27 protein-coding genes are annotated in these 23,719 nt (G+C 60.9%); 13 read left to right on the forward strand and 14 right to left on the reverse strand.

Features of this window, described 5'->3' with window-relative positions; genetic code table 11:
- Positions 1 to 52: 52 nt before the first annotated feature.
- Together L0U79_RS08160 and L0U79_RS08165 are read left to right on the forward strand one after the other, a co-directional pair.
- The gene (locus L0U79_RS08160; protein WP_233841362.1) at positions 53 to 1,273 is read left to right on the forward strand and encodes an MFS transporter; all 1,221 of its coding nucleotides are present in this window, start codon (positions 53 to 55) and stop codon (positions 1,271 to 1,273) included.
- A 37-nt stretch (positions 1,274 to 1,310) separates the two neighbouring features.
- Positions 1,311 to 1,796 carry a peptidylprolyl isomerase gene (locus tag L0U79_RS08165; protein WP_233841363.1) on the forward strand — a complete coding sequence of 162 codons (486 nt, stop codon included), beginning with the start codon at positions 1,311 to 1,313 and terminating at the stop codon, positions 1,794 to 1,796.
- A 62-nt stretch (positions 1,797 to 1,858) separates the two neighbouring features.
- On the opposite strand, the gene L0U79_RS08170 is transcribed toward L0U79_RS08165, so the two are convergent.
- From L0U79_RS08170 to L0U79_RS08195, 6 genes are all read right to left on the reverse strand, one after another.
- A complete protein-coding gene (locus tag L0U79_RS08170) occupies positions 1,859 to 2,290 on the reverse strand; it encodes an organic hydroperoxide resistance protein (protein ID WP_233841364.1) in 432 nt (143 codons plus the stop codon).
- A gap of 5 nt (positions 2,291 to 2,295) precedes the next feature.
- Complete coding sequence (locus tag L0U79_RS08175; RefSeq protein ID WP_233841365.1) at positions 2,296 to 2,754, reverse strand: MarR family transcriptional regulator; 459 nt, start codon at positions 2,752 to 2,754, stop codon at positions 2,296 to 2,298.
- Positions 2,755 to 2,869: 115 nt separating this feature from the next.
- The gene (locus tag L0U79_RS08180) at positions 2,870 to 3,436 is read right to left on the reverse strand and encodes a C40 family peptidase (protein WP_233841366.1); all 567 of its coding nucleotides are present in this window, start codon (positions 3,434 to 3,436) and stop codon (positions 2,870 to 2,872) included.
- Positions 3,437 to 3,498: 62 nt separating this feature from the next.
- A complete protein-coding gene (locus tag L0U79_RS08185; RefSeq protein WP_233841367.1) occupies positions 3,499 to 4,809 on the reverse strand; it encodes a TonB family protein in 1,311 nt (436 codons plus the stop codon).
- Position 4,810: 1 nt separating this feature from the next.
- The gene (locus L0U79_RS08190) at positions 4,811 to 5,197 is read right to left on the reverse strand and encodes a BlaI/MecI/CopY family transcriptional regulator (RefSeq protein WP_233841368.1); all 387 of its coding nucleotides are present in this window, start codon (positions 5,195 to 5,197) and stop codon (positions 4,811 to 4,813) included.
- Between the two features lie 93 nt (positions 5,198 to 5,290).
- A complete protein-coding gene (locus tag L0U79_RS08195; protein WP_233841369.1) occupies positions 5,291 to 6,637 on the reverse strand; it encodes a hypothetical protein in 1,347 nt (448 codons plus the stop codon).
- 91 nt (positions 6,638 to 6,728) lie between these two features.
- Between L0U79_RS08195 and L0U79_RS08200 the strand changes: the two genes are divergently transcribed.
- The 4 genes from L0U79_RS08200 to L0U79_RS08215 all read left to right on the forward strand — a co-directional run bounded on the left by L0U79_RS08200 (position 6,729) and on the right by L0U79_RS08215 (position 10,587).
- Positions 6,729 to 7,988 carry an FAD-dependent oxidoreductase gene (locus L0U79_RS08200; RefSeq protein WP_233841370.1) on the forward strand — a complete coding sequence of 420 codons (1,260 nt, stop codon included), beginning with the start codon at positions 6,729 to 6,731 and terminating at the stop codon, positions 7,986 to 7,988.
- 21 nt (positions 7,989 to 8,009) lie between these two features.
- A complete protein-coding gene (gorA, locus tag L0U79_RS08205) occupies positions 8,010 to 9,356 on the forward strand; it encodes a glutathione-disulfide reductase (RefSeq protein WP_233841371.1) in 1,347 nt (448 codons plus the stop codon).
- Positions 9,357 to 9,380: 24 nt separating this feature from the next.
- Positions 9,381 to 10,160, forward strand: a complete 780-nt coding sequence (gene hutG, locus L0U79_RS08210; protein WP_233841372.1) for an N-formylglutamate deformylase — start codon at positions 9,381 to 9,383, stop codon at positions 10,158 to 10,160.
- Positions 10,161 to 10,338: 178 nt separating this feature from the next.
- The gene (locus tag L0U79_RS08215; protein ID WP_233841373.1) at positions 10,339 to 10,587 is read left to right on the forward strand and encodes a hypothetical protein; all 249 of its coding nucleotides are present in this window, start codon (positions 10,339 to 10,341) and stop codon (positions 10,585 to 10,587) included.
- 63 nt (positions 10,588 to 10,650) lie between these two features.
- Here L0U79_RS08215 and L0U79_RS08220 read toward each other — a convergent pair whose 3' ends face one another.
- From L0U79_RS08220 to asnS, 7 genes are all read right to left on the reverse strand, one after another.
- A complete protein-coding gene (locus L0U79_RS08220; protein WP_233841374.1) occupies positions 10,651 to 11,079 on the reverse strand; it encodes a Rid family hydrolase in 429 nt (142 codons plus the stop codon).
- Entirely contained in the window at positions 11,076 to 11,744 is a 669-nt protein-coding gene (gene can / locus L0U79_RS08225; RefSeq protein WP_255682722.1) for a carbonate dehydratase, read from the reverse strand. The genes L0U79_RS08220 and can overlap by 4 nt, the downstream gene beginning before the upstream one ends.
- 10 nt (positions 11,745 to 11,754) lie before the next feature.
- Positions 11,755 to 13,206, reverse strand: coding sequence for an aldehyde dehydrogenase (locus tag L0U79_RS08230; RefSeq protein WP_233841375.1), 1,452 nt, complete (start codon positions 13,204 to 13,206; stop codon positions 11,755 to 11,757).
- A gap of 71 nt (positions 13,207 to 13,277) precedes the next feature.
- The gene (locus L0U79_RS08235; protein ID WP_233841376.1) at positions 13,278 to 14,069 is read right to left on the reverse strand and encodes an SDR family oxidoreductase; all 792 of its coding nucleotides are present in this window, start codon (positions 14,067 to 14,069) and stop codon (positions 13,278 to 13,280) included.
- A 12-nt stretch (positions 14,070 to 14,081) separates the two neighbouring features.
- Positions 14,082 to 14,414 (reverse strand): hypothetical protein, encoded by a 333-nt coding sequence (locus L0U79_RS08240; RefSeq protein WP_233841377.1) that lies wholly within the window; start codon positions 14,412 to 14,414, stop codon positions 14,082 to 14,084.
- Complete coding sequence (locus tag L0U79_RS08245; protein WP_233841378.1) at positions 14,411 to 15,211, reverse strand: MalM family protein; 801 nt, start codon at positions 15,209 to 15,211, stop codon at positions 14,411 to 14,413. The genes L0U79_RS08240 and L0U79_RS08245 overlap by 4 nt, the downstream gene beginning before the upstream one ends.
- A 13-nt stretch (positions 15,212 to 15,224) precedes the next feature.
- The gene (asnS, locus tag L0U79_RS08250; RefSeq protein WP_233841379.1) at positions 15,225 to 16,625 is read right to left on the reverse strand and encodes an asparagine--tRNA ligase; all 1,401 of its coding nucleotides are present in this window, start codon (positions 16,623 to 16,625) and stop codon (positions 15,225 to 15,227) included.
- Between the two features lie 130 nt (positions 16,626 to 16,755).
- Between asnS and L0U79_RS08255 the strand changes: the two genes are divergently transcribed.
- From L0U79_RS08255 to radA, 7 genes are all read left to right on the forward strand, one after another.
- Positions 16,756 to 17,082, forward strand: coding sequence for an iron-sulfur cluster assembly accessory protein (locus L0U79_RS08255; protein WP_233841380.1), 327 nt, complete (start codon positions 16,756 to 16,758; stop codon positions 17,080 to 17,082).
- A gap of 182 nt (positions 17,083 to 17,264) precedes the next feature.
- Positions 17,265 to 17,690 carry a 30S ribosomal protein S6 gene (rpsF, locus tag L0U79_RS08260; protein ID WP_233841381.1) on the forward strand — a complete coding sequence of 142 codons (426 nt, stop codon included), beginning with the start codon at positions 17,265 to 17,267 and terminating at the stop codon, positions 17,688 to 17,690.
- A 17-nt stretch (positions 17,691 to 17,707) separates the two neighbouring features.
- Complete coding sequence (rpsR, locus tag L0U79_RS08265; RefSeq protein ID WP_074552179.1) at positions 17,708 to 17,938, forward strand: 30S ribosomal protein S18; 231 nt, start codon at positions 17,708 to 17,710, stop codon at positions 17,936 to 17,938.
- 149 nt (positions 17,939 to 18,087) lie between these two features.
- Positions 18,088 to 18,537 (forward strand): 50S ribosomal protein L9, encoded by a 450-nt coding sequence (rplI, locus tag L0U79_RS08270; protein WP_233841382.1) that lies wholly within the window; start codon positions 18,088 to 18,090, stop codon positions 18,535 to 18,537.
- Between the two features lie 201 nt (positions 18,538 to 18,738).
- The gene (locus L0U79_RS08275; RefSeq protein WP_233841383.1) at positions 18,739 to 20,136 is read left to right on the forward strand and encodes a replicative DNA helicase; all 1,398 of its coding nucleotides are present in this window, start codon (positions 18,739 to 18,741) and stop codon (positions 20,134 to 20,136) included.
- Between the two features lie 143 nt (positions 20,137 to 20,279).
- Positions 20,280 to 21,368, forward strand: a complete 1,089-nt coding sequence (gene alr, locus L0U79_RS08280) for an alanine racemase (protein ID WP_233841384.1) — start codon at positions 20,280 to 20,282, stop codon at positions 21,366 to 21,368.
- 69 nt (positions 21,369 to 21,437) lie between these two features.
- Positions 21,438 to 22,817, forward strand: a complete 1,380-nt coding sequence (gene radA, locus L0U79_RS08285; protein WP_233841385.1) for a DNA repair protein RadA — start codon at positions 21,438 to 21,440, stop codon at positions 22,815 to 22,817.
- Positions 22,818 to 22,824: 7 nt separating this feature from the next.
- Here radA and ccsA read toward each other — a convergent pair whose 3' ends face one another.
- Complete coding sequence (ccsA, locus tag L0U79_RS08290; protein WP_233841386.1) at positions 22,825 to 23,634, reverse strand: cytochrome c biogenesis protein CcsA; 810 nt, start codon at positions 23,632 to 23,634, stop codon at positions 22,825 to 22,827.
- Positions 23,635 to 23,719: the final 85 nt, after the last annotated feature.

A 23,719-nucleotide genomic window follows, 5' to 3' on the forward strand; every position in this document is an offset into this window, starting at 1 on the left:
TTGGCCTACCGCCCCGTGTTAGCCTCCCGCAGTCGCCAACCGGGAGTGCTGCATGTCCGTTCTGTCCGCCTTGCGTGAGTTGAATCACGAGCAACGGCATACCGTGCTGGCGAGCTTCCTGGGATGGACGCTGGACGCGTTCGATTATTTCCTCTTTACCTTCGTCATCGTCGGCATTGCGAAGGAATTTCATGTCGACCGCACCGAAGTGACGCTAGGTGTGTTTCTCACCCTGGCGGCGCGCCCCGTAGGCGCTTTGCTGTTCGGTCGATTGGCAGATCGCTTCGGTCGTCGTCCAATCCTGATGATCGATGTGATTCTGTTTTCGCTGTTCGAATTGACCACGGCGTTTGCGCCCACGATTACGTTGTTGTTGGCGTCGCGCTTTTTGTTTGGCGTGGCGATGGGCGGCGAGTGGGGCATCGGCGCGTCGTTGGCGATGGAGTCGATTCCGCCGAAATCGCGCGGGCTGGTGTCGGGGTTATTGCAGAGCGGCTATCCCTGCGGGTTTTTCCTGGGCGCGCTGGTGAATTGGTTGCTGATCGATCACATCGGTTGGCGCGGTTTGTTCGTAGTGGGCGCGCTGCCGGCGTTGATGGTGTTGTACATCCGTCGCAACGTGCCCGAATCGCCGGCGTGGGAAGCCACGCAAGCCACGCATGGCAAACGCAGCCTCGGCGAGGCGATGCGCGGTCACTGGAAGCTCGCGATTTATCTGATGTGCCTGATGGCGGCATTCAATATGTTCAGCCACGGCTCGCAGGACATGTATCACACGTTCGAAGAAGTGAATCTGCATTTGCCGACCGGATCGGGCGCGGCGTTTGTGCTGGTGGCGATGCTCAATCTGGGCGCATTGGTGGGCGGGATCTATTTCGGTGCATGGTCGGAGCGTATCGGTCGTCGTCGCGCGATGATCATCGCCGCCTTGCTGGCCATTCCGGTGATTCCGCTATGGACGTATGGCGGCTCGTTGCTGTTGCTGGGCATCGGCGCGTTCTTGATCCAGGTGATGGTGCAGGGCGCCTGGGGCGTGGTGCCGACGCATCTGAACGAGCTTTCGCCGGACGCCGTGCGCGGCACCTTGCCCGGATTTGCCTATCAGATGGGCAATCTGCTCGCCGCCGGCACTGCCACCGCGCAATCCTGGCTGGCCTCGCAGGGCGCCGGCTTGCCGCTGGTGATGTCGCTGTGGATCGCCGGCGTAGCGATGTTGCTGGCGCTGCTCGTCTGGCTGGGGCCCGAGGCGCGTGGGGTGCGCTTCGGTAGCTGATAGAATGGCTTCTTTGACTTCGATCGAGAGACAGGCAATGAAGGCTGGGAAGGACAAGGTCATCGCGTTCCACTACACGCTTACCGTGGACGGCGAGAAGGTTGAAAGCTCGCACGAGAGCGGGCAGCCGTTGTGGATACTGCTTGGCCACGGCCAGCTCATCCCGGGCCTGGAAAAGGCGCTGGAAGAACACGGCGCCGGCGATACGCTGCAGGTGGAGATTCCGCCTTCCGAAGGCTATGGCGAGCGCCAGGACGGTCAGATCCAGCGCGTGCCGAAGAAGTATTTCCAACAGGGCAATCGCTTGAAGCCGGGCATGGTCACAGTGTTGTCGCTCAAGCAGGGCGGCCAGCGCGCGGTGACGGTGCACAAAGTTGGCATGAGCACGGTCGACGTGGATCTTAACCATCCGATGGCCGGCAAGACGCTGAGCTTCGACGTTGCAATTCAAGAAGTGCGCGACGCGACGGAAGAAGAAATTCAGCACGGTCATGCGCATCCGCCGGGTGCGGAAGCGCACTAAGCGCGAACGAATTGGCTTAAAACAACGGCGCCTTGTGGCGCCGTTGTCGTTTCAAGCCTCGATCAAACCAGGCTGATCTGCACATCCACATTGCCGCGCGTAGCGTGCGAATACGGGCAGATGTCGCGATGCGCGATATCGACCAGTTCTTGCGCCACGGCGTGATCGATGCCGGGCAAGCTCACTTCCAACTTCACTGCGATGGCGAAACCGGCGGGATCGCGCGGACCGATGCCGACGTGGCCGGTGACCGATGCATCCTTCAACGCAACCTTCTTTTCGCGTGCGACGTAACGCACCGCGCCTTCGAAGCAGGCTGCGTAGCCGGCCGCGAACAATTGCTCCGGATTGCTGCCGTGGCCGCCCGGGCCGCCGAGTTCCTTCGGCACTTTCAGATCGAAATCCAGCACGCCGTCGCTGCTGTGGATGTGGCCTTCGCGGCCGCCCTTGGCGGTGGCTGTGGCGGTATAGAGAACTTTGGTGGGGTTGCTCATGGCTTTTACTCTCGTGGGTCGTTGGGGGAGGCGAGTCGATTCGCCAGGGTTTTGAGTTCGTCGCGCAGACGCGTAAAGGCGTCGACGGACATGCAAAGTCGATCGGCGAGGCAGCGCGGCACTTCGGCGGCGCGCTCGCGCAGGTTATGGCCCGCTTGGGTCAGCGTGATTTCCACTTCGCGCTCGTCGCTTTGGCGACGACGGCGACCGACCAGGCCGGCTTGCTCAAGCCGCTTCAGCAGCGGCGTGAGCGTGCCCGAATCCAATTGCAGGCGGTCGCCGAGTTCGCGCACGGTTAGCGCGTCCCGTTCCCACAACACCAGCATCACCAGGTATTGCGGGTAGGTGAGCTCCAATGCGTCCAGCAACGGGCGATACACCGCGGTCATGCGGCGCGACGCGGCGTACAGCGCGAAGCAAAGCTGTTCGTCGAGGAGCAGGGACGGGTCGGTGGTTTTCTTCATGGCGAAAAAGATAGCATCAAATTTAATTGTGCACAATATAATTTCTGTGAAGATGGCCCGGAAAGATCGTTAAGAGGAGTCGCCCGCCGTATCGGGGGCTTTTCGCGGAGTGCTTTTAGTCCAGCAATCGCTTGCCGTAGGCGAAATGATCGCGCCAGTAGGGGCCGTCGATATCGTCCAGGCGCACCGTCCCGCCGCTGTTTGGCGCGTGCACGAAACGGCCCTTGCCGACGTAGACGCCGACGTGGCTGATGCCGCCATCGATGGAGAAGAACACCAGATCACCGCTGATCAGATCGTCCATGTGTCGGACTTTCTCGCCGCTGACCGAGGCCATCTCGCGCGAGCTGTGCGGCAGTTGGATATTGGCGGCATTTCGATAGATGTAGCCCACCAGGCCGCTGCAATCGAAGCCACCGCTCGGCGTATTACCGCCCCAGTGATACGGCGTGCCGACCAGCGCCATCGCGCGGAACAGCACGTCGTTGGCGGTGCCGATGGAGTTCTCGGGCGCGCGTGCTGGCTCGTTGGCGAGCGCCGATTCCGATGCTTTGTAAGTTGCCTCGCGCCGCGGCGCGGTGCCGCAAGCGGCCAAACTCAGCACAATAAACACCACGCTCAGCCGCAAAGCGTGAGCGAACAGACTGTGTTTATGCCAATCCCCTGTACTGGCCAGGCTCATAAAAAAACCTCGGCGATGTTTGCGCCGAGGTTATAGCAAATCAATAGCTTGCAGGGAAGTTTTTAGGAGTTGGAAGAACTTGGCCCTCCCGGCGGCGGGGGCGGCGGCGGAGGCAGCATGCCCGGCGGCGGAGGCGGTGGCGGCACGGTACCTGGACGCGGCGGCGGTCCGGGCGGATGCGGCGGCAACGGCGCAAGGCTGAACATCACGGGCACGGTGACCCAACTTTCCACCGCTTTGCCGCCTTCGATCTTCGGGTTGTAACGCCATTTCATAGCCGCGTCGCTAGCGGCTTTGGTCAGTTCGGGCGAGGCCTGGGTTTTGGGATCGACGTTGATTTGGCGCGCAACCCCGTCCGCGCCCACCAGCACTTTCAACAGCACCATGCCTTGCTCACGGTTTTTAATAGCGTCCTGCGGATACATCGGGCGTTGTGCTGCGTTGTAATCGATGTCCTGAGCAGCGGTGCGATCGACCGGTGGCGCGGTGCTGGTTTGGGCCAAGAGGGCGCTGCTGGCAAAAAGAGAAGCCAGCGTCACGTAGCCGATTCGGCGGCGCCAACTGCTGCGTGGAGGACGGCTGATCATGGTGAGGCGCTCCTTCAATTGTGACTCTGCGAGCCAAGGGATCATCGCGGGTTGCGCATCGACGCCGGTACTGCGCATCAGCGTTCGCGCGTAAGGTGCTTCGTAACGAGGCGAGGCGCGCAGCACGTTTTCGTCGCAGGCAAGCTCCTGGTCGAGTTGGAAACGTGGTAACGCAAACCAAGCCAGGGGATGGAACCAAAGCAGGATCAGCAAGCATTCGCTCAGCAGGCTCCACCACGCATCGCCGCGACGCAGATGCGTGCATTCGTGGCGCAACACCATCTCGCGCGCCTCGGCATCCTGACGTTCGAAGAAATCCGCAGGTAGCAGAAGACGTGCGCGCGGCGCCCACATCACTGCGGGACCCGCAACGTGCAGACACACGCGGCGCATCGGTAGCGATGGGTATTCGCGTGTGAGTCGGCGCTGCATGATTTCGGGCATCGGCCCGCATGCGCGCGCCAGGCGTACATATCGAAATGTCAGATTGACGATCCCGTATGCCACGCCGAGCAACCACACGGCAATCAGCCACGCATAGATTACGGAAGGCGCATCGTCCGGCGTGATGTAGGTCTGTGAAGGCAGTGCAGCGATGATGGGCTGCAGTGCGGGCGTTTCGAAGGACGCCGGGATCCATGGCATGGCAGCGAGGAGCAGCGGCAAGCACCACAACGTAAACGCCGGCCCTGCGCCAAAGATGCGGCGCATCGGCTTGCGCAACAGCAACGCGAGCGCCAAGCCGAACGAAGCGGTGAGCAGCATTCGCAGCAACATCATGTTCATGTCAGCGCTCCTTTCGCTCGATGGCGTCGAGCATCTTGCGCAGCTCGGCGACATCCTTGGCGGAAAGTTTTTCGTGCTGGCTGAAGTGCGCGAGCAACGGCGCGACGCGACCGCCAAACACGCGATCGAGCAGGCTATGGCTTTCTTGCGACTGCCATTGCGCGCGCGTCAGCAAGGGTTGGTAGAGATAACGCCGTCCGTCGCGCGTCGCTTCCACCGCGCCCTTGCCGAGCAGACGGTTGAGCAGGGTACGGATGGTTTTTTCGTGCCAGTCGCTGCTGGATTGGATGGCGGCGACGATTTGCTCGGACGTCAGCGGCGCCTGCTGCCACAGCGCTTCCATGACGCGGCTTTCGGCATCGCTGATGGCGATGATGGGGGGAGACATGGCGGCCTCGTTGGATTACACATGTAGTCTGAAACAGAAATTACACGTGTAATTTTAAATGCGCAAGAGCCGAAGCGGGCCAATCGGGCTCCATCAGCGTTTGGCGACGTCGATTTCCTGCTGAGACAAAGTCTTGCCGCTCGCATCCCAGGCGCGCAATCGATAGTGGCCTGGGTAGAGAAAGAGATCGTTGTGCTGGCCGTTCCTCAAAAAGGTGTATCGGTCGGCCGGCGTGGCGTCGTCGGGCTCGTTCGCATAGTGCGCCTCGATCGAGCAGGGAATATGGTCTTGGCAAGCGTCTGTGCTGATCCGGTAAGGGATGCGCTGACCTTCGAGAGTCAGCCATGACGGCCTTTGATCGATGTCGAACGGCGGACGCGGTAGCACAACGACATGATGCAACGCGTCGCTGGTCATCATGCCCACCTCGTCGAGATCGCGTTCGGCCGCTGGCGGAAGTATGACGGTGACATCCACGCGCTTCGGATCGGAACTCCAAACGACATTGTCGCTTCGATCGCGCAGCACATATGGTTTGTTCAGCCGAAAATGGCTTGCGACGGTGTTGTAGAAACCGTAGTCGATGCCGCCCACCGCAACATCGCGAAATTGCGTTTGATCCACGCAAAGCGGATCTTCGCCCGTCAAACGCGCTAGCTGCATCGCCATAGGCTGGATGCCGCTACCCAAGTTGCCCGGTGTCTTGTCGATGTGGGAATAACCGACGTGGACGAACAGTTTGGCGTGAGGATCTTTGGCGAATATCTTTTCGTAGAGTCCTTGCGCCTGTGCCGCATCGCGATCTGCGAAGGCTGTGTTGTCCGCGTCGTAGGGCACGACGGTGAAGCCAAGCCGTATCGCTTGACGGACGATTTCCCCATACAGCGGCTCGAGCAAATACTCGCTGCCCGACGTATCGGTCACATAACCTCGATGCATCAGCTCGGTGTCTTTCGGACTTAGCGCTTCCACAGCAAAGTATTGGAAGCCGAGCGCGCGCATCCGAGGCAGCAGCGCCAAGGTCAATTCACGAGTGTGCGCGTCATGATGTGCTTCGTTGATCATGACGATGTTGCGCTTGGCGGCAAGTTCCACGACCGCGTCGGCCGCGTCCGCTGCTTCCCATACGTCGGTGTGCGGAATTAGCGCGCCTTTTGGCGGGGCGATGCGATTGTCGAAGGGAAACGTCATCAAGGCTTCGTTGTACAAGCCAAGCTCGCTTTCGACGGTTGCGAGCAGCTGTTGAGCCAGCGTTTTGTCCTCGTTGCTGAGCGAGGGCATCACCGACACAAGATAGTTGTAGCGCGCCAGACCATTTGGCGCGGAGCCGAATTTAGTAACCACTTCCCGCGCAGTTGGCGCGGACGTTTGCCCGCGTGCGTCGGTGGAGGCCAACAGCACGATCGTGCAAAGCAGGCACATCACATTCATTGGGCGCATGGGCTTGGGCGGACGATGGGGGTCGCGGCATCAGCCTGCGACGAAGTTCGAACCCACGCAAGTACCAATTTGTGCCAGCTACAATGACCTGATGACGACCTCTCGTAGCGACGTATTGATTCTTGGCGGCGGCGTGATAGGCCTTTCCTGCGCATGGCATCTGCTCAAAGGCGGAGCCCGCGTGCGGGTACTGGAGCAGGGCACGCCCGGTTGCGGCAGCTCGCACGGCAACTGCGGCACCATCACCCCGAGCCACGCTGCGCCTCTGACCATGCCGGGCACGCTGGGCGTGGCCTTGCGTTCTGTGCTCCGCGCCGACGCGCCGCTGTACCTCAACCCCCGCTTCGACGGGCCGCGCTTTCGTTGGCTCATGGGGTTCGCCCGACATTGCAATTGGTCCGACTTCGAGCGCGCTACCCAGGCGAGGCTGGCGATTCTGCAGCGGTCGCGGCAGCTATTGACCGAGTTTGTAGGCAACGAAAAACTCGACTGCGAGTTTGAAGAAGCCGGTTTGTTGTACGTCTATCGCAGTGCGGCGCAAAGGGACGACGACGAGCAGCATCACGCGCAGGTGCTGGATCGTTTGGGCATTGCGGTGCAGCGATTGCGCGGCGACGAAGTCGAAGCGATGGAGCCGGCGCTCAAGCCAGGCGTGCTGGGTGGCTTGTTTCACCCGGACGATGCGCGTTTGCGCCCCGATCGCTACGTCGCGGAATTGGCGCGGCTGGTGCGCGAACAAGGCGGCATGATCGAGACCGGCGCAAAAATCGAACGCTTGGAAACCAACGGGCGACAGATCGTGGGCGTCAGTACGTCTCTGGGCGATTTTACCGGCGACCGCGTCGTGCTGGCGCTTGGCGCCTGGTCGCCGCTGCTCGGCAAACAACTGGGCCTGCGTATTCCGATGCAACCGGGCAAAGGCTATTCGCTGACGTATACGCGCCCGGCACGCGCGCCGCGCCATGCCATGGTGCTGCGCGAAGCGAAGGTCTGCGTCACCACTTGGGATAGTGGCTTTCGATTGGGCAGCACGATGGAGTTCTCCGGTTATTCGGAGGGACTCAATCGCGCGCGCGTCGACGCGTTGCGTCGTGGCGCGGCTCAGGGCTTGCACGATCCGGAAGGTCCGCAATTGCAGGAATCCTGGTGGGGATGGCGCCCAATGAGCGTCGACGAAGTGCCGATCATCGGGTCGAGCACGCGTTGGTCCAATCTGCATCTGGCCACGGGACACGGCATGCTCGGCGTCAGCATGTCGACAGCGACGGGCGAATTGGTCGCCGCACAAATCCAAGGCAACACGCCTGTTATCGATCCGACCCCTTACGCACCAGCGCGCTTTCATCTGTAGCGCGTCACATCAGGAGCACGCATGAGCGAACGTTTCGATCTGATCGTTCTGGGAGCAGGTTCTGGCGGATTGAGCGTCGCGCAGCATGCGGCGCGATTGGGCGCGAGCGTTGCGTTGTTCGATCCGGATGCACTCGGCGGCACCTGCGTGAATCGCGGTTGCGTGCCGAAGAAGGCGATGTGGTATGCGGCGCAAATCGCCGACATGCATCGCCTCGGTGCGGAAATCGGTTTCAGTGCAACGCCGATGCAGTTGGATTGGGCGCGCTTTCGCGCTTTGCGCGATCGGTATATCGCCGGCATTCGTTCGCGTTATGCGACGCGCCTGGATACGGCGGGTATTCATGTAGTGACGGAAGCAGCGCGTCTGACCTCCAACGACTCCGTTGTCACAGCCAACGGGTTTCAGGCCAGCGCTGCGCACATGGTGATAGCGACTGGTTCGCGTCCGCGCCGACTCGCTATTCCAGGCGTCGAACTGGGCATCGTGTCGGACGATATTTTTGCGCTCGATGCGCCGCCGCGACGCGTCGCGGTGGTTGGCGGCGGATACGTGGCGGTGGAATTCGCAGGCGTGTTGAACGGTCTGGGCTGCGAGGTCGATTTGCTGGTGCGCGGAAATCTATTGGCGGATTTCGATCGCGAACTCGTCGAAGCACTGGCGACGCACATGCATGCGCACGGCATTCGTATCGTACGCGACATTCATATCCGAGCAGCGCACGGCGAACCCGGACAGATCACACTGGAAACAACGGATGGTGCTCAGCACGGCCTTTACGACACCGTGTTGTGGGCGGTGGGGCGCGCGCCAAACAGCGAAGGTTTTGGCCTCGAAGTCCTCGGCGTGGAGCGCGACGAACAGGGACATGTGCGGGTGGATGCGTTTCAGAACACCAACGTGCCCGGCCTCTACGCCGTCGGCGATGTCACGGATCGGCGCGCACTGACGCCGGTGGCTGTTGCAGCCGGGCGTGCCTTGGTCGATCGGTTGATCGGCGGCCATGCCGATGCAAGATTCGACGATAGCGCCATACCCAGCGTGGTTTTTTCCGAACCGCCGTTGGGCACGGTGGGCCTTACCGAACAGCAAGCGCGGGCGCGTTACGGCAGCGCGGTGAGCGTGCACAGCGGTCGCTACACACCTTTGCTTTGGATGGTGGCAGGACGTTCGGAACAGAGCGTCGTGAAGCTGGTATGTGTGGGCGACGACCGCCGCGTCGTCGGCATCCACGTGCTGGGGCCGGGTAGCGACGAATTGCTGCAAGGTTTTGCGGTGGCGCTGCAAAAAGGACTTTATTGGCGCGATCTGAAAGCGGCTATCGCGATTCATCCCACGGCCGCCGAGGAATTGCTGTTGCTGCATTGAACGCGAACGGGTCAAACTCCGTGGATGGAGACCTTTACGCTTACCCGCGGCTACGCGCCGTTGCTGATCAGTTTGCCGCATGACGGCACCTACATCCCCGACGAATTGGCCGCGCGGCTGCATCCGCAAGCGCGCCGTGCGCCCGATACCGATTGGCACGTTGCGCGCCTGTACGAATCGTTGGCCGATGAACTGGGCGCCAGCGTGATCAAGCCGGTCGCATCGCGTTATGTCATCGACCTCAATCGTCCTGCCGACGGTCACGCCTTGTATCCGGGGCGACGCGAAACAGGGCTTGCACCTACCATCGGATTCGATGGCGAGCCGCTCTATTTGGAAGGACAAGAGCCAACGGCGGAGGAAATCCGTCAGCGCATCGAGACCTGGTGGCGGCCTTATCACCAGGCGCTGGCAGGGGAGTTAGCTCGCCTCAAGGATGAATTTGGATCCGTCGTGTTGTGGGATGGCCACTCGATCCGTAGTCGGGTGCCGATGCTTTTCGAAGGTCGGTTGCCGGATTTCAATCTGGGCACCGCCGATGGCGAGAGCTGCAGCGCGGACCTCCAATGGGACCTCACTAGCGTGATGGAAGCCCAGGAGCGTTACGATTTTGTCGTCAACGGACGTTTCAAGGGCGGCTACATCACCCGGCATTACGGACAGCCCGCGGAACGCATCCAGGCGGTACAGCTTGAGCTGGCGCAGTGTCAGTACATGGATGAAGAGAGCTTCGCGTGGGACGGCGACAAAGCGCAGATGGTGCAGCACACCATTCGTGAGTTATTGCGGCATTGTCTAGCCTGACTGTAGGGGAAGCCGACCCCAAGCGTCGGATGATGCCCTTATTTAATTCGCTACCGATTTTCTGAACCTCGTTCAGTTCCGGTATGCCGAGAAAGTTGCATTGTTAAGCCGTCACGCCGCCCGCGATTGCCGGGTTCCGGCCGGGTCCGTGGCGACCAAAATCTCGAGGCTCATGATCATGATGCGTAAACTTGCGATCGCTTCTCTGCTCGTGGCGGGTGTCGCCCTCTCCGGTTCCGTGCTGGCTCAAGACCAGTCGTCGGCTGCCCCGGCCGCAGCGTCGAGCTCCGCTTCGACCACCACCAAGCACGCCGCTCACCACAAGTCGAGCAGCAGCCACAAGTCGCACAAGTCGAAGAAGGCGAGCAGCGAATCGGGTTCCAGCGACAGCAGCGCTCCGGCCTCCAGCAGCACCGCTGGCAAGTAATCGTTACAGCTCCAATCAGTAGGCACGAAACCCGGTGGGCTCCGCCCTCCGGGTTTTTTTATGTCAGTTCGTCGCTGGTGGCAGGGCGGCGATGCATTTGAGCTCGATCGCGATGGGTGTCGGCAGCGATGTGATGCCGAGCGTGGTGCGGCATGCATCCACGCCTTTGAAGTAATCGGCGTAAAGGCGGTTGTAGGTCGGGAAGTCGTGCGACATGTCGGTCAGGAACACGGTGACATCGACCAGATCTTCCCAGCGCGCGCCACTCGCTTCGAGCACAGCGCGCACGTTGGCGAATACTTGTCGGCACTGTTGCTCGATGTCGTAGCTCATCAAGCGGCCTTCGACGTCGTAGACATTGCCGGGAATGCGATTCGTATGCGGTTCGCGCGGACCCACGCCGGACAGGAACAACAAGTTGCCGACCCGTCGTGCGTGCGGATACGCGCCGACCGGAGCCGGCGCCGTCTGCGTGCGAACCACGTCGCTCATCGCAATTCTCCCGCGCGGCGCATCAGCAACTGCAAGGCTCCCTCGTAGTTGGGGCGCAGCGATTCGCGGGAAGAAACATGCATGCCCAGATCGTGCATATGACCGTTGGAAAGGCTGTAACACCACGCATGCACGGAAAGACCCTGGCCGCGTTCCCACGCATCCATCACGACGGTGGTCTGGCAAACATTCATCACCTGCTCGATGGCGTTGAGTTCGCACAGGCGCGTGTTGCGAAGAGGCATCGAGCTCAGCGACGCGAGCGTGTCGTTATGCTTGTGCGCCACGTCGCCGACATGACGCAGCCAATTGTCGACCAGGCCCAGTCGGCGTTCGTCCAGCACAGCTTGCACGCCGCCGCAACCGTAGTGCCCGACCACGATGATGTGCTCGACCTTCAGCACGTCCACCGCGAACTGAATGGCGCTCAGGCAATTCAGGTCGGTATGCGACACCACATTGGCGACATTGCGTTGCACGAAGATTTCGCCCGGCGGCAAATCCACGATTTGCGTAGCGGGAACGCGCGAATCGGAACAACCGATCCACAAATACTTCGGCGATTGCTGCGTGGCGAGCCGCTCGAAAAATTTCGGATCGGCTTGCGTCATGCTGGCGGACCAGCGGCGGTTGCTGTCGATCAGGTCTTGCAGTGGGCTGCTCAAGGCACGTTCCTCAATAACGAATACAAATATTGCGTGGCTCGGTGAAGAAGCGCAGCGCTTCGCCGCCGCCCTCCCGGCCGATGCCGGATTGTTTGCTGCCGCCGAACGGCGTGCGCAGATCGCGCAGCAGCCAGCAGTTGATCCAGACGATGCCGAATTCCAAGTGCGCACCCATGCGATGCGCGCGCGATAGATCGCGCGTCCACAGCGATGCGGCGAGACCGTAGCCGGTACCGTTGGCCAGGGCGATCGCTTCCGCTTCGTCGTCGAACGGAATCAGCGTAACGACAGGGCCGAAAATTTCCTGCTGATTAGTTTGCGTGTCATTCGACAAGCTTTCGACGACCGTGGGCGCGATAAACCAGCCGTCCGTGCATCGTCCGTTGAGTTTCACGGCATCGCCGCCGCAAAGAATTTGTCCACCTTCTTCGCGTGCTTGTGCGATGCAGCGCATCACTTTGTCGAAATGTTCGCTCGACACCATCGCGCCGAGGTCGCTCGATGCGTCTTGCGGATCGCCAACGCGCAACGCTTTCACCTTTGCCAGATAGCGCTCGCGAAACTGGTCGTAGATGGATCGTTGTACCAGCAGACGCGATCCGCAAAGACAGATCTCGCCTTGATTGGCGAAGCCCGAGCGGACGATGGTGTCCAGATGTTCGTCGGTGAGTTCGGCATCGGCGAACACGATGGCGGGATTTTTACCGCCGAGTTCAAGCGACAGCTTTTTAAATTGCGGTGCAGCCGTCGCGGCGATGCTCGCGCCTGTACGTGTGCTGCCGGTAAAGGAGACGGCTTTGATGGCGGGGTGCTCGACGATCGCTTGACCGGTCCCGGCGCCACGCCCTTGCACGATATTCAACACGCCGGGTGGAAAGCCTGCCTCGATACTCAATGCACCGAGCAACGCAGCCGTACACGGTGTGACTTCAGATGGTTTGGCGATCACCGCATTGCCGCTGGCAAGCGCGGGCGCGATCTTCCATGTGAACAAATACAGCGGAAGATTCCACGGGCTGATGCAGCCGACAACGCCCAACGGCCGGCGCAGCGTGTAGTTGATCGCCCCGGTTTCCATCGCGTGCGATTCGCTTTCCCAACCGACCACCGCCGAAGCAAAAAAACGGAGATTGGAAACGGCGCGCGGAATATCCAGGCGCTTGGCGAGCGCAACCGGTTTGCCGCTGTCGCGCGATTCAAGCTCCGCGAATTCATCGAGTCGCGCTTCGATCAAATCGGCGAGACGATGCAGAAGTCGTGCGCGTTCTTCGACAGGCGTGGCAGCCCAGCCGGGTGCGGCTTTTTGCGCAGCATGGACGGCGGCATCGACATCCGCCGCGCTCGAATCAGGACACTGTGCGAAAACTGCGCCGGTTGCCGGCTCGTGGACGTCGAGCCAGCGATCGTCCAAAGGCGCCTGCAGGCGACCGTCAATCAGATTGGCGAGGCGTGTGCTTGGCATCCTTGCAAGCTTAGAACGTGAGCGCCCGAATTGCACCGGACGCTTCCGTATGCGCGCACCGCCGCGCATTGTCAGCTTAGTGCTTTGGTGCGTCCGCCATCCACGGCAATACTCACGCCATTGACGTACGCCGCTGCGGGCGTACAGAGAAAGGCGATGACCGAGGCGATTTCGCCGGGCTCGCCAAAGCGACGCGCAGGCACGGCCGCCGCCATTTCCTTGGCCAGTTCCTGTTCGCTACGTCCGCTTTTTTGCGCTTGCGCCGCGAGCAAGCCGTCCAGTCGGGCGGTGCGGGTATAGCCAGGCAACACGTTGTTGACGGTGATGCCGTCCGCGGCCAATTCGCCAGCCAGCGTCTTGGCCCAGGCGGCCATCGCGGCGCGCACAGTGTTGGACACGCCAAGGCCCGGGATGGGCTCTTTCACCGATGTCGAAATGACATTGACGATGCGGCCGTAACCGCTATCGCGCATGCCTGTTAGCACGATTTGCAGCAGCGTCTGACCCGCCAGTACGTGCTGGCGAAACGTGCTCTCGAACGCGCTCGGCTCGGCGGTATGAACGGGGCCGCCCGGCGGTCCGCCGGTGTTGTTGATCAGGATGTGCACGGGATTTTCTTCGACCACACTGGAAGCCGCATCACGCAGCGCATCCGAATCTTGCATATCGACACTGCGCCAACCATGGCGCTGCGCGGCGTGCGTGCGCGGCAGGCTGTCGGCGAGCGCGGCGAGGCGATCGGCGGAACGCGCCAACAAGGTCACGTCGGCGCCGAGTTCGGCCAGCTCGATGGCTGTTGCGCGACCGATGCCTTGCGACGCGCCACACACCAGCGCGTGACGTCCACTCAGATTCAAATCCATGTGATCTCCCGATTAAGGATGAACGCGGCTATGCCATTGCAAGGCGAGCGCGGCAATCCAGCATGCCCACGCCAGCCATTGACTGTATCGCCACGTGCGCCACAGACGCGTGATCGCCGCATCGTCAATCGCGGCAATCGCCGGCGAGCGCAGCACATGTTGCATGCGTAGCCACAATTGCGGGCCACGCGCGGCTTGCGCGCTGCCAGTGTCGACGATCACTTTCCAGTGTTGGGGGTAATCGTCGCGCAGATGCTTGGCGATACGAAACGGCAGCGCCGCATGCGTGATAAAGCAGACGAGACCCACTAACAGCAAACCGATGTAGGCCACGACGAGACTCAAGGACTGCTCCGACTGGCTTTAGTGAGGTCTGCGCGCAACGAGTTGAGCAGGCCGTCGCCTTGCGGAGCTTTGCCGCAAACGGCCTTGTTCACCGCCGCTGAATAGCTCTTGTCCATCAGCCCTACCCAGACTACGCCATCGGGGCCGTGCTGGATCTTATAGCTGCCGCCCACGGTCGTTGCTGCGGGGGTGGTGCTGCTGCTGGTTGAGAACGTGCTGGCAGATTGTTCCCAGTAGGTGTTGCTGTTTTGCTGCTTATCGGAGCTGTAGACCACCAGGTAACGCGCCCGCTTGTCGGTCACTTCCACGCTGCCGAACGCGCCACTGTCGCTATTGCTCCAGCCCATGTATTCGCACAGCTTGACGTCTTGCGAATCGATCGGCTGAAACGCTTCGTCCAACTGCACGATGGTTGGCGCGAACAAGTAGCTGGCGCCCGTGACCGAACGTCCAATGAGTTCGGATTTCACGCCGATTTTGTAAGGCAGTTTTACATCCGGCGGTAGTACGAAGGCCAGGAAATAACTGCGCGAACCGTTGATCGCCACGACCGGGCTGCCGACGCCAAGTGGGTATTGCTGCGGACGCCAGGGCAACTGATTCTGGTACGAGAAATCCGCAAACGTCGTACAGCACGGCGTTGCGCCTTGGAGCGCTTTCTTCGCATCGGCCAGCGTTTTGGGCGGCGGCCCTTGCGACAGCAAGTCGGTCGGCAGCGGAATCGTGGGCAGCTTGACGCTGTGACACGCCGCAAGCGGCAGAAGAAACAGGAATGTGAGTAGCAGTTTGAGACGCATAGGCAAAAAGTATTTAGAACTCGGCAGTCCCTGCCGCGCGTGGATAGGGGATGGCATCGCGGATATTGGCCAAACCGCATACGTACACCAGCAGGCGCTCGAAGCCGAGGCCGAAGCCTGCATGGGGGACGGTGCCGTAGCGGCGCAGGTCACGGTACCAGCCATAGGTGGCAGTATCGAGACCGAACTTGGCCATGCGGCGGTCCAGGTAGTCCAGGCGTTCCTCGCGCTGGCTGCCGCCGATGATCTCGCCGATGCCGGGGGCGAGTACGTCCATCGCGGCGACGGTTTTCTCGTCGTCGTTTAGACGCATGTAGAACGCTTTGATCTGCTCAGGGTAGTTCATCACCACCACCGGGCGGCCGACGTGTTTCTCGGCCAGATAGCGTTCGTGTTCGGTTTGCAGATCTACGCCCCAGGCGACTGGGAAGTCGAACTTCTGGCCGGATTTCTGCAGGATGTCGATCACATCGGTGTAGTCGATGCGTTCGAACGGTTGCGCAATGAACGTTTCCAGACGGCTGATTGCATCCGGCTGCACGCGTTCGGCGAAGAACGCCATATCGTCGGCGCGTTCGTCCAGCACGGCTTTGAAGATCGCCTTGAGAAACGCTTCCGCGCAATCCGCGTCAGCCGAGAGATCTGCAAACGCGATCTCCGGCTCCACCATCCAGAACTCGGCGAGATGGCGTGGCGTGTTGGAGTTTTCCGCGCGAAAGGTCGGGCCGAACGTATAAACCTTGCTCATCGCTAAGGCATACGCTTCGACGTTGAGCTGGCCGGACACGGTGAGAAACGCTTCGCGGCCGAAGAAATCCTTGCGGAAATCGATCTTGCCCTTGTCGTCGCGCGGCAGGTTGGCCAGATCGAGCGTGGACAAACGGAACATATCGCCGGCGCCCTCGGCGTCCGACGTGGTGATGATCGGCGTGTTGATCCAGAAGAAGCCTTGTTCGGTGAGATGGCGATGGATGGCCGTCATCATGGTGTGGCGCACGCGCGTCACCGCGCCGAACAAATTGGTGCGCGGGCGCAGGTGCGCCACTTCGCGCAGAAATTCCATCGAGTGCTGCTTGGGCTGGATGGGGTAGGTTTCCGGATCGTCGACGAACCCGGTAACGACCACGTCGTTCGCCTGCAGCTCGAACGTCTGACCTTTGCCCTGCGAAGGCACCAGGGTGCCGGTGACGATCACGCCGGCGCCGGCCGTGAGGTGTTTGACCTCGTTTTCGTAATTGCCGAGGGTGGCCGGCACGACAGCCTGAATGGGGTCGAAGCATGAACCGTCGCTGATATTCACAAACGACAGGCCCGCCTTGGAGTCGCGACGGGTACGCACCCATCCGCGCACGGTTACGGTGCTGCCGGCTTCGAGTTTGCCGGAAAGGGCCTGTTTGACGCTGACCACCGTCATGTATTGAAACTCCTGAGGAATGCGCCCATTTGTTAAGGCACGTGAGGGCAAGCGGGCATGATAATGTAGCCATTGCCTGCACTGCGACCTTCAAGCCGTGCATAAGTGCCCAAATAGAAACGCTGTCGATATGAGTATTTCGATTACCCCCGCCGCCAACCAACGCATGCGTCAGTTCCTGGCCCAATCGCCAGCCGCTGCGGGCGTGCGCTTTGGCGTGAAGCGCACTGGCTGCTCCGGCTTCGCCTACGTGGTGGATTTGGCCGAGACCGCCGACGCCGACGATCAGACCTTCCAGATCGATGGCGTGCCGGTGATCGTGGACACCAAAAGCCTGCCGATGGTCGACGGTACGGTGATCGATTTTCAGCGCCAGGGCCTCAACGCCAGCTTCGTGTTTCACAACCCCAACGCCACCGGCGAATGCGGGTGCGGCGAGAGCTTCACGGTCAGCTGAAGCCGGTCTTTCCGGCTCCCTAAACCAATGCTATTCAGATCAGCTAGTTGCGCTGACTGATTGATCCCGCTTACACTTCCGCTTCTGTCTTCGCCAAACAGGTGCGGACAGTCCCTTGCCTCACCGCATCGGCGGGAGGCTGCGATGGCCCGTAAGGGTCGCACCCATAAGGAGTTTCTCCAATGACCTTGCGTCATTACGAAGTTGTATTCCTGGTCCATCCGGATCAGAGCGAACAGGTTCCGGCGATGATCGAGCGTTACAAGGCGCTGATCACGGCCGACGGCGGCAAGATCCACCGCCTGGAAGACTGGGGCCGCCGTCAGTTGGCGTACCCGATCGTGAACCTGGCCAAGGCTCACTACGTCATGCTCAACATCGAAGTGAATCAGACCGCGTTGAACGAATTGGAGTCGGGCTTCCGCTTCAACGACGCCGTGCTGCGTCATCTCGTCATCAAGCGCGACGAGGCCGACACCGAGCAGTCCTTCATCCTTAAGAGCAAGGAAAAGGACGACGCGAAGTCTTCCCGCCGCCGTGACGACGACGATGGCGACGACCGCCGCGTAGGTCGCGCCGATAGCGACGACGTCGATAACGAAGACTGATCCAGGAGCCCAGACCCATGTCCAAGTTCTTCCGCCGCCGCAAGTTCTGCCGCTTTACGGCCGAAAACGTCAAAGAGATCGACTACAAGGATCTCAACACGCTGCGCCAGTACATCACTGAGAACGGCAAGATCGTTCCCAGCCGCATCACCGGCACCAAGGCTCGCTACCAGCGTCAGCTGGCCACGGCCATCAAGCGCGCCCGCTTCCTGGCGCTGCTGCCGTACACCGACAACCACGACGTCTAATCGCGTCGCGGGTTCTTCTCCAAAAAGGGAAGAACAAGCTTCAACCTTCTCTCCATCGCGAAATCGATTGGAGAGAAGGCGCAACACTTCGGACAACCGTCCACGGCTGCATCGGGCCACACCGGTGCTAACGAATTGAGGAACAACCCATGGAACTTATCCTTCTTGAGAAGGTGCGCAACCTCGGCAACCTCGGCGACAAGGTCAAGGTGAAGCCGGGCTACGGCCGCAACTACCTGCTGCCGCAGGGCAAGGCCGTGCGCGTGAACGCCGACAACCTCGCCGCGTTCGAAGCTCGCCGCGCCGAATACGAAGCCAAGGCCAACAAGCTGTTCTCCGACGCCGAAGCGCGCAAGAACAAGCTGACCGACGTGACGGTGACCATCGCCGCCAACGCCAGCCCCGAAGGCAAGCTGTATGGTTCGGTCGGTCCGCGCGAGATCGCCGACGCACTGCAGGCTGCCGGTCACGACATCCACAAGGGTGAAGTGATTCAGGGCGAAGGCCCGATCCGCCACATCGGCGAATTCGACGTCGTGATCAGCATGCACGCCGACGTGCAGGGCTCGGTCAAGGTGATCGTGGTCGGCGAAAAGTAAGCCGATCCGCCATCTGGCATCAGAAAACGGGCGCCGCAGGGCGCTCGTTTTTTTTGGGGACGAAGCGCTTTCGCTTATCCCCAATACATCACAGCTTATCCACAGACTTATTGTCTCGAACTGTGAGACGCCGCCGCGTATCCTCCTGGTTCGTGTCTGCCTGCGTGGCTTTGCGCGATTTCCTTGCTACAGGGAAGGTCCATGTCCTTCGTGCCCGATCGCAAACACAGCAATAACAACAGCGCTATCGAGGCACTGCGGGTACCACCGCATTCCATCGACGCGGAGCAGGCGGTGCTTGGCGGATTGATGCTGGCGGCCGACGCGCTCGATCGCGTCGCCGACAAACTCACCGAGCAGGATTTCTATCGCAAGGATCATCGTCTGATCTGGCGCGCCATCACGGAGCTTGCCAACAAAGGCATGCCTTGCGATGCGATCACGCTGGGCGATTGGTTCGAGGCCAACGGCCTGGCCGAAATGGTGGGCGGCGCCAGCTATCTGGTCGAACTGGCGAACGCCACGCCGAGCGCGGCGAACATCATTGCGTACGCGGACATCGTGCGTGAAAAATCGGTGTTGCGTCAGCTGATCGATGCGGGCACGGCGATTACTGAAGACGGTTATCGACCGGAAGGTCAGACCGTCCAAGAAGTTCTGGAAAACGCCGAACAGCGCGTGTTCCACATCGCCGAGTCTGGTGCGCGCGGCAAGAAAGACACCGTATCCATGCGCGAAGCGGTGAAGGATGCGTTCCGCCTGTTGCACGAGCGCTACCAGAATCGCGGCCAGCTCACCGGTATCTCCACGGGCTTTACCGATCTGGACAATCTCACGTCCGGTTTGCAGCCATCGGACTTGATCATCGTCGCGGCGCGTCCCTCGATGGGTAAGACGGCGTTTTCGCTGAATATCGCGGAAGCCGCCGCACTGCGCGCCAAGAAACCGGTCGCGGTGTTTTCGATGGAAATGTCGGCCTCGCAGCTGGCGTTTCGTTTGATTTCGTCGGTTGGGCGCATTCACCAGCAACATCTGCGCAACGGCGATCTGGCCGAGGAAGATTGGCCGCGCGTCACCAACGCCATCGCACTGCTGTCCGAAGCGAAAATCTTTATCGACGACACACCGGGTCTTTCGCCGGTGGAAATGCGTTCGCGCTCGCGACGCCTGGCGCGCGAACACGGCGGCCTCGGCTTGATCGTGATCGACTACTTGCAGCTGATGCAGGTGCCCGGCAACAAAGAAAACCGCGCGACGGAAATTTCGGAAATTTCGCGTTCGTTGAAAGGTCTTGCCAAAGAACTCAACGTGCCGGTGATTGCGCTGTCGCAGTTGAACCGCTCGCTCGAACAGCGCGCGGACAAGCGACCGATGATGTCGGACTTGCGCGAATCGGGCGCTATCGAGCAGGACGCGGACGTGATCATGTTTATTTACCGCGACGAGTACTACAACAAAGAATCGCCGGACAAAGGCCTCGCCGAGATCATTATCGGCAAGCAGCGTAACGGTCCTACCGATACGGTAAAGCTGACGTTCCTGGGGCATTACACCAAGTTCGAGAATTACAGCCCCGACAGCTACACCGGCCATTTCTAGGCCGGTGTTGCCCGCGCATTGCCATATTCTTGCCCCGATCCGGGGCGCGGCCATCGATAACCTAAGCGCTGTGCCCACGGGGCGAACGCGCTCTGGGCGCGCTTCCCTTTGCATGATTCGGCCAACTTCACTCTAATCGGGCTATGAGCAGAACGACGGTTGCCACCATCCATCTCGGCGCGCTGCGCCACAATCTTGCGCGCATCCGCGAGATGGCCGCTCCTGCGAAAGTCATGGCGGTGGTCAAAGCCGATGCCTACGGACACGGCCTGGAACGCGTCGCGCGTGCGATGGATGGCGCCGCCGATGCGTTTGCTGTGGCGTCGATGGGCGATGGTTTGCGCTTGCGCGCGGCGGGTCATCGTCAGCGCATCGTCGTGCTGTCCGGTCCCGATCAGGCCGGCGATATCTCCGAAATGCAGCGCCTTGGACTGGACGCAGCCATCCATCACGAAAGTCAGCTGCGATGGTTGTCCGAGGCGTCGCCAACACGCGGGCGCTTGCGTGTTTGGCTAAAAGTCGACAGCGGCATGCATCGACTTGGTTTTGCGCCTGAGCGTGCCGCGGCGGTACATGCGCAACTCGCGACGATGCCGGGTATCGATCCGGACATCGGCCTGATGACGCATTTCGCCGAATCGGAAGTTTTCGATGGCGATCGAACGCGTCTGCAAATCGAGCGTTTTCAAGCGGCGACACGCGATCTTTCTGGCCCGCGTTCGCTTTCCAATTCTGCCGCGGTGTTGGGTTGGCCCGATGCCCGCGGCGATTGGGTGCGTACCGGAGGTTTGCTGTATGGCCTCTCAGTGGTGGATGGCAAAAGCGGCGCCGACTTCGGTTTTCGTGCGGCGATGACGCTCTCCACACGCTTGATCGCCATCAATCACATCAAACGGGGTGAACGCATCGGCTACAACGGCTTGTGGGAATGCCCCGAAGACATGCCCGTCGGCGTGGCGGCGGTGGGTTACGGCGACGGTTATCCGCGCAGCGCGGCAGCCGGCACGCCGGTGCTGGTTGGCGATCGGCTCGTGCCGCTGGTTGGCCGCGTATCGATGGATCTGATTACCTTGGATCTGCGCGATGCGCCGAACGTCAAAGTGGGCGATCGCGTGACCTTGTGGGGAGCGGAGTTGCCCGTGGAGATCGTCGCGGCGCAATCGGGCACGATTAGCTACGACCTGACATGCGGCATGACGCGTCGCGTACTGTTCGTCGAGGATGATCAGTAACGTCACGTCTCGCGGCGTGCGACCGCTGCACGTTAAGCTCCGTCTATCGATTCCACGCGTGTAACTCTCATGGCCAAAGCCAAGACCGCCTACGTTTGCGCCGACTGCGGCGCCGAGCACAACAAGTGGCAGGGCCAGTGCGTGGAATGCGGGGCGTGGAACACGCTTTCGGAATTCGTGGTGCAACCGGCGCAAAAATCCATCGCCGCCGCAAGACAGAGCGGTTATGCGGGCGCAGCTAATAGCGTGCCGCGCGTCACGCCGCTTACGGAAGTTCTCGTTACAGCCGAATCGCGCACGCTGACGGGTATCGGCGAATTGGACCGCGTACTTGGCGGCGGTCTGGTCGACGGCTCGGTGGTCTTGATCGGCGGCGATCCCGGCATCGGCAAATCGACCTTGCTGCTGCAGATGCTGGGCAAGCTCGGCGAAAAACTTTCCAGTGTGTACGTCACCGGCGAAGAATCGTTGGCGCAAGTCGCGGCGCGAGCTCAGCGACTCGATCTCCCGCTGCAACCGCTGCATGCACTGGCCGAAACCGGTATCGAGCGCATTCTCGATCAAGTGGCTGCGACGCGGCCTCGCGTGCTGGTGATCGACTCCATTCAAACGATCTGGACCGAGCTGCTGACGGCGGCGCCCGGTTCGGTGAGCCAGGTGCGCGAATCGGCGGCCAAGTTGACGCGCTTCGCGAAGGAAAGCGGAACATCCGTTTTCCTCGTCGGTCACGTCACCAAAGAAGGCGGCATCGCGGGTCCGCGCGTGCTTGAACATATGGTCGACGCCGTGCTGTATTTCGAAGGCGAGTCCGGCAGCCGTTTTCGAGTGTTGCGCGCGTTCAAGAATCGCTTTGGCGCCGTCAATGAACTCGGTGTATTCGCTATGTCCGAAAAGGGCCTGCGCGAAGTGCCCAATCCTTCAGCGATTTTTCTTTCCGCGCACAGCGGTCCGACGTCGGGCAGCGCCGTGATGGTGACGCGCGAAGGTACGCGCCCGTTGCTCGTGGAAGTGCAGGCGCTGGTTGATCAATCATCGTTGGGAAATCCACGACGCGTTGCGCTGGGACTTGAGCAAAATCGTTTGGCCATGTTGCTGGCGGTGCTGCATCGACATGGTGGTGTCGCTGCGTACGATCAGGACGTTTTCGTGAACGTCGTCGGCGGCATTCGCGTGCAGGAAACCGCGGCAGATTTGCCGGTGCTGCTCGCGGTGCTTTCGTCTTTGCGCGATAGGCCGTTGCCGGAAAAAACCATCGCGTTCGGCGAAGTGGGGCTATCTGGCGAAATACGCCCCGTGCCCAATGGCGACGAGCGCATGAAAGAAGCTGCGCATCACGGGTTTCAACGCGCCATCGTGCCGAAAGCCAACGCGCCGAAGAAGGGAAAGGTGGGCGATATGGAAGTGATCGGCGTGGAGCGTTTGTCGCAAGCGATCGACGCCTGCCGCTAAAAGCTTTTCAATCCACCGCGCGGTGCAAGATCACTTCCAGCACAAACTTCGAACCGAAGAACGCCAGCACCAACACGCTCATGCCGATCAGCGTGAGATTGACCGCGCTGCGCCCGCGCCAGCCGTGGCGCCAGCGACCGTAGAGCAGGGCGCCGAATACCAGCCACGCGATAATCGACAGCACTGTTTTATGCACAAGATGCTGGCCGAACAGGTTGTCCACGAACAGAATGCCCGTAAGCAACGTCAACGTGAGCAGCGCGAAACCGGCGCCGATCAAACGGAAAAGCAAAGATTCGGTCAGCGTAAGCGGCGGCAGCGCGCTCAACCACGGACCCAATTGACGATGCCGCAATGCGCGCTCCTGGATAGCGAGCAGGATGGCCATCGCCGCTGCAATCGACAACACGCCGAACGCCAGTAGCGCCACGGTCACGTGCAGTTTGATGTGCCAATCCATCGTGATGGGCGCGGTGGGCGGCGCAAGAAAGCTATCGACAAACAACAGCAAGGCGCTAAGCGGAAAAACGATCACGCCAAGCGCTGCTACCGGGCGGGTGAGATTTACGGCCAACGTCAGCGCCGACACCATGCACGCCACCAACGACAGCGCCGCGAAGAAATGCAGATCCAGTGCGCCGCGATGCGTGGCCAGCAACCACGTCGCATGCGCGAGCACAGCAACCGTGGCGATCGCCAACGCCGGGCGCGCGTATTTGGCCGGCGCAATCGCATTGCCGCCAAACAGCGGACGCGTCACCAACCCGCTGGCGAGCAGGTAGCAAACGATGGCGAAGATGGACAGGGCGGGCAGCATGGCGTGCAAGTGTGGCACAGGCCGGGTAGGGGGTGAACGCGGCAAATCGACCGGCACTTGCAATATTTAGAAAAATATCTAAATA

Origin of the sequence: Dyella sp. 2HG41-7 (assembly GCF_021390675.1) — a bacterium.
Classification (GTDB): domain Bacteria; phylum Pseudomonadota; class Gammaproteobacteria; order Xanthomonadales; family Rhodanobacteraceae; genus Dyella_B.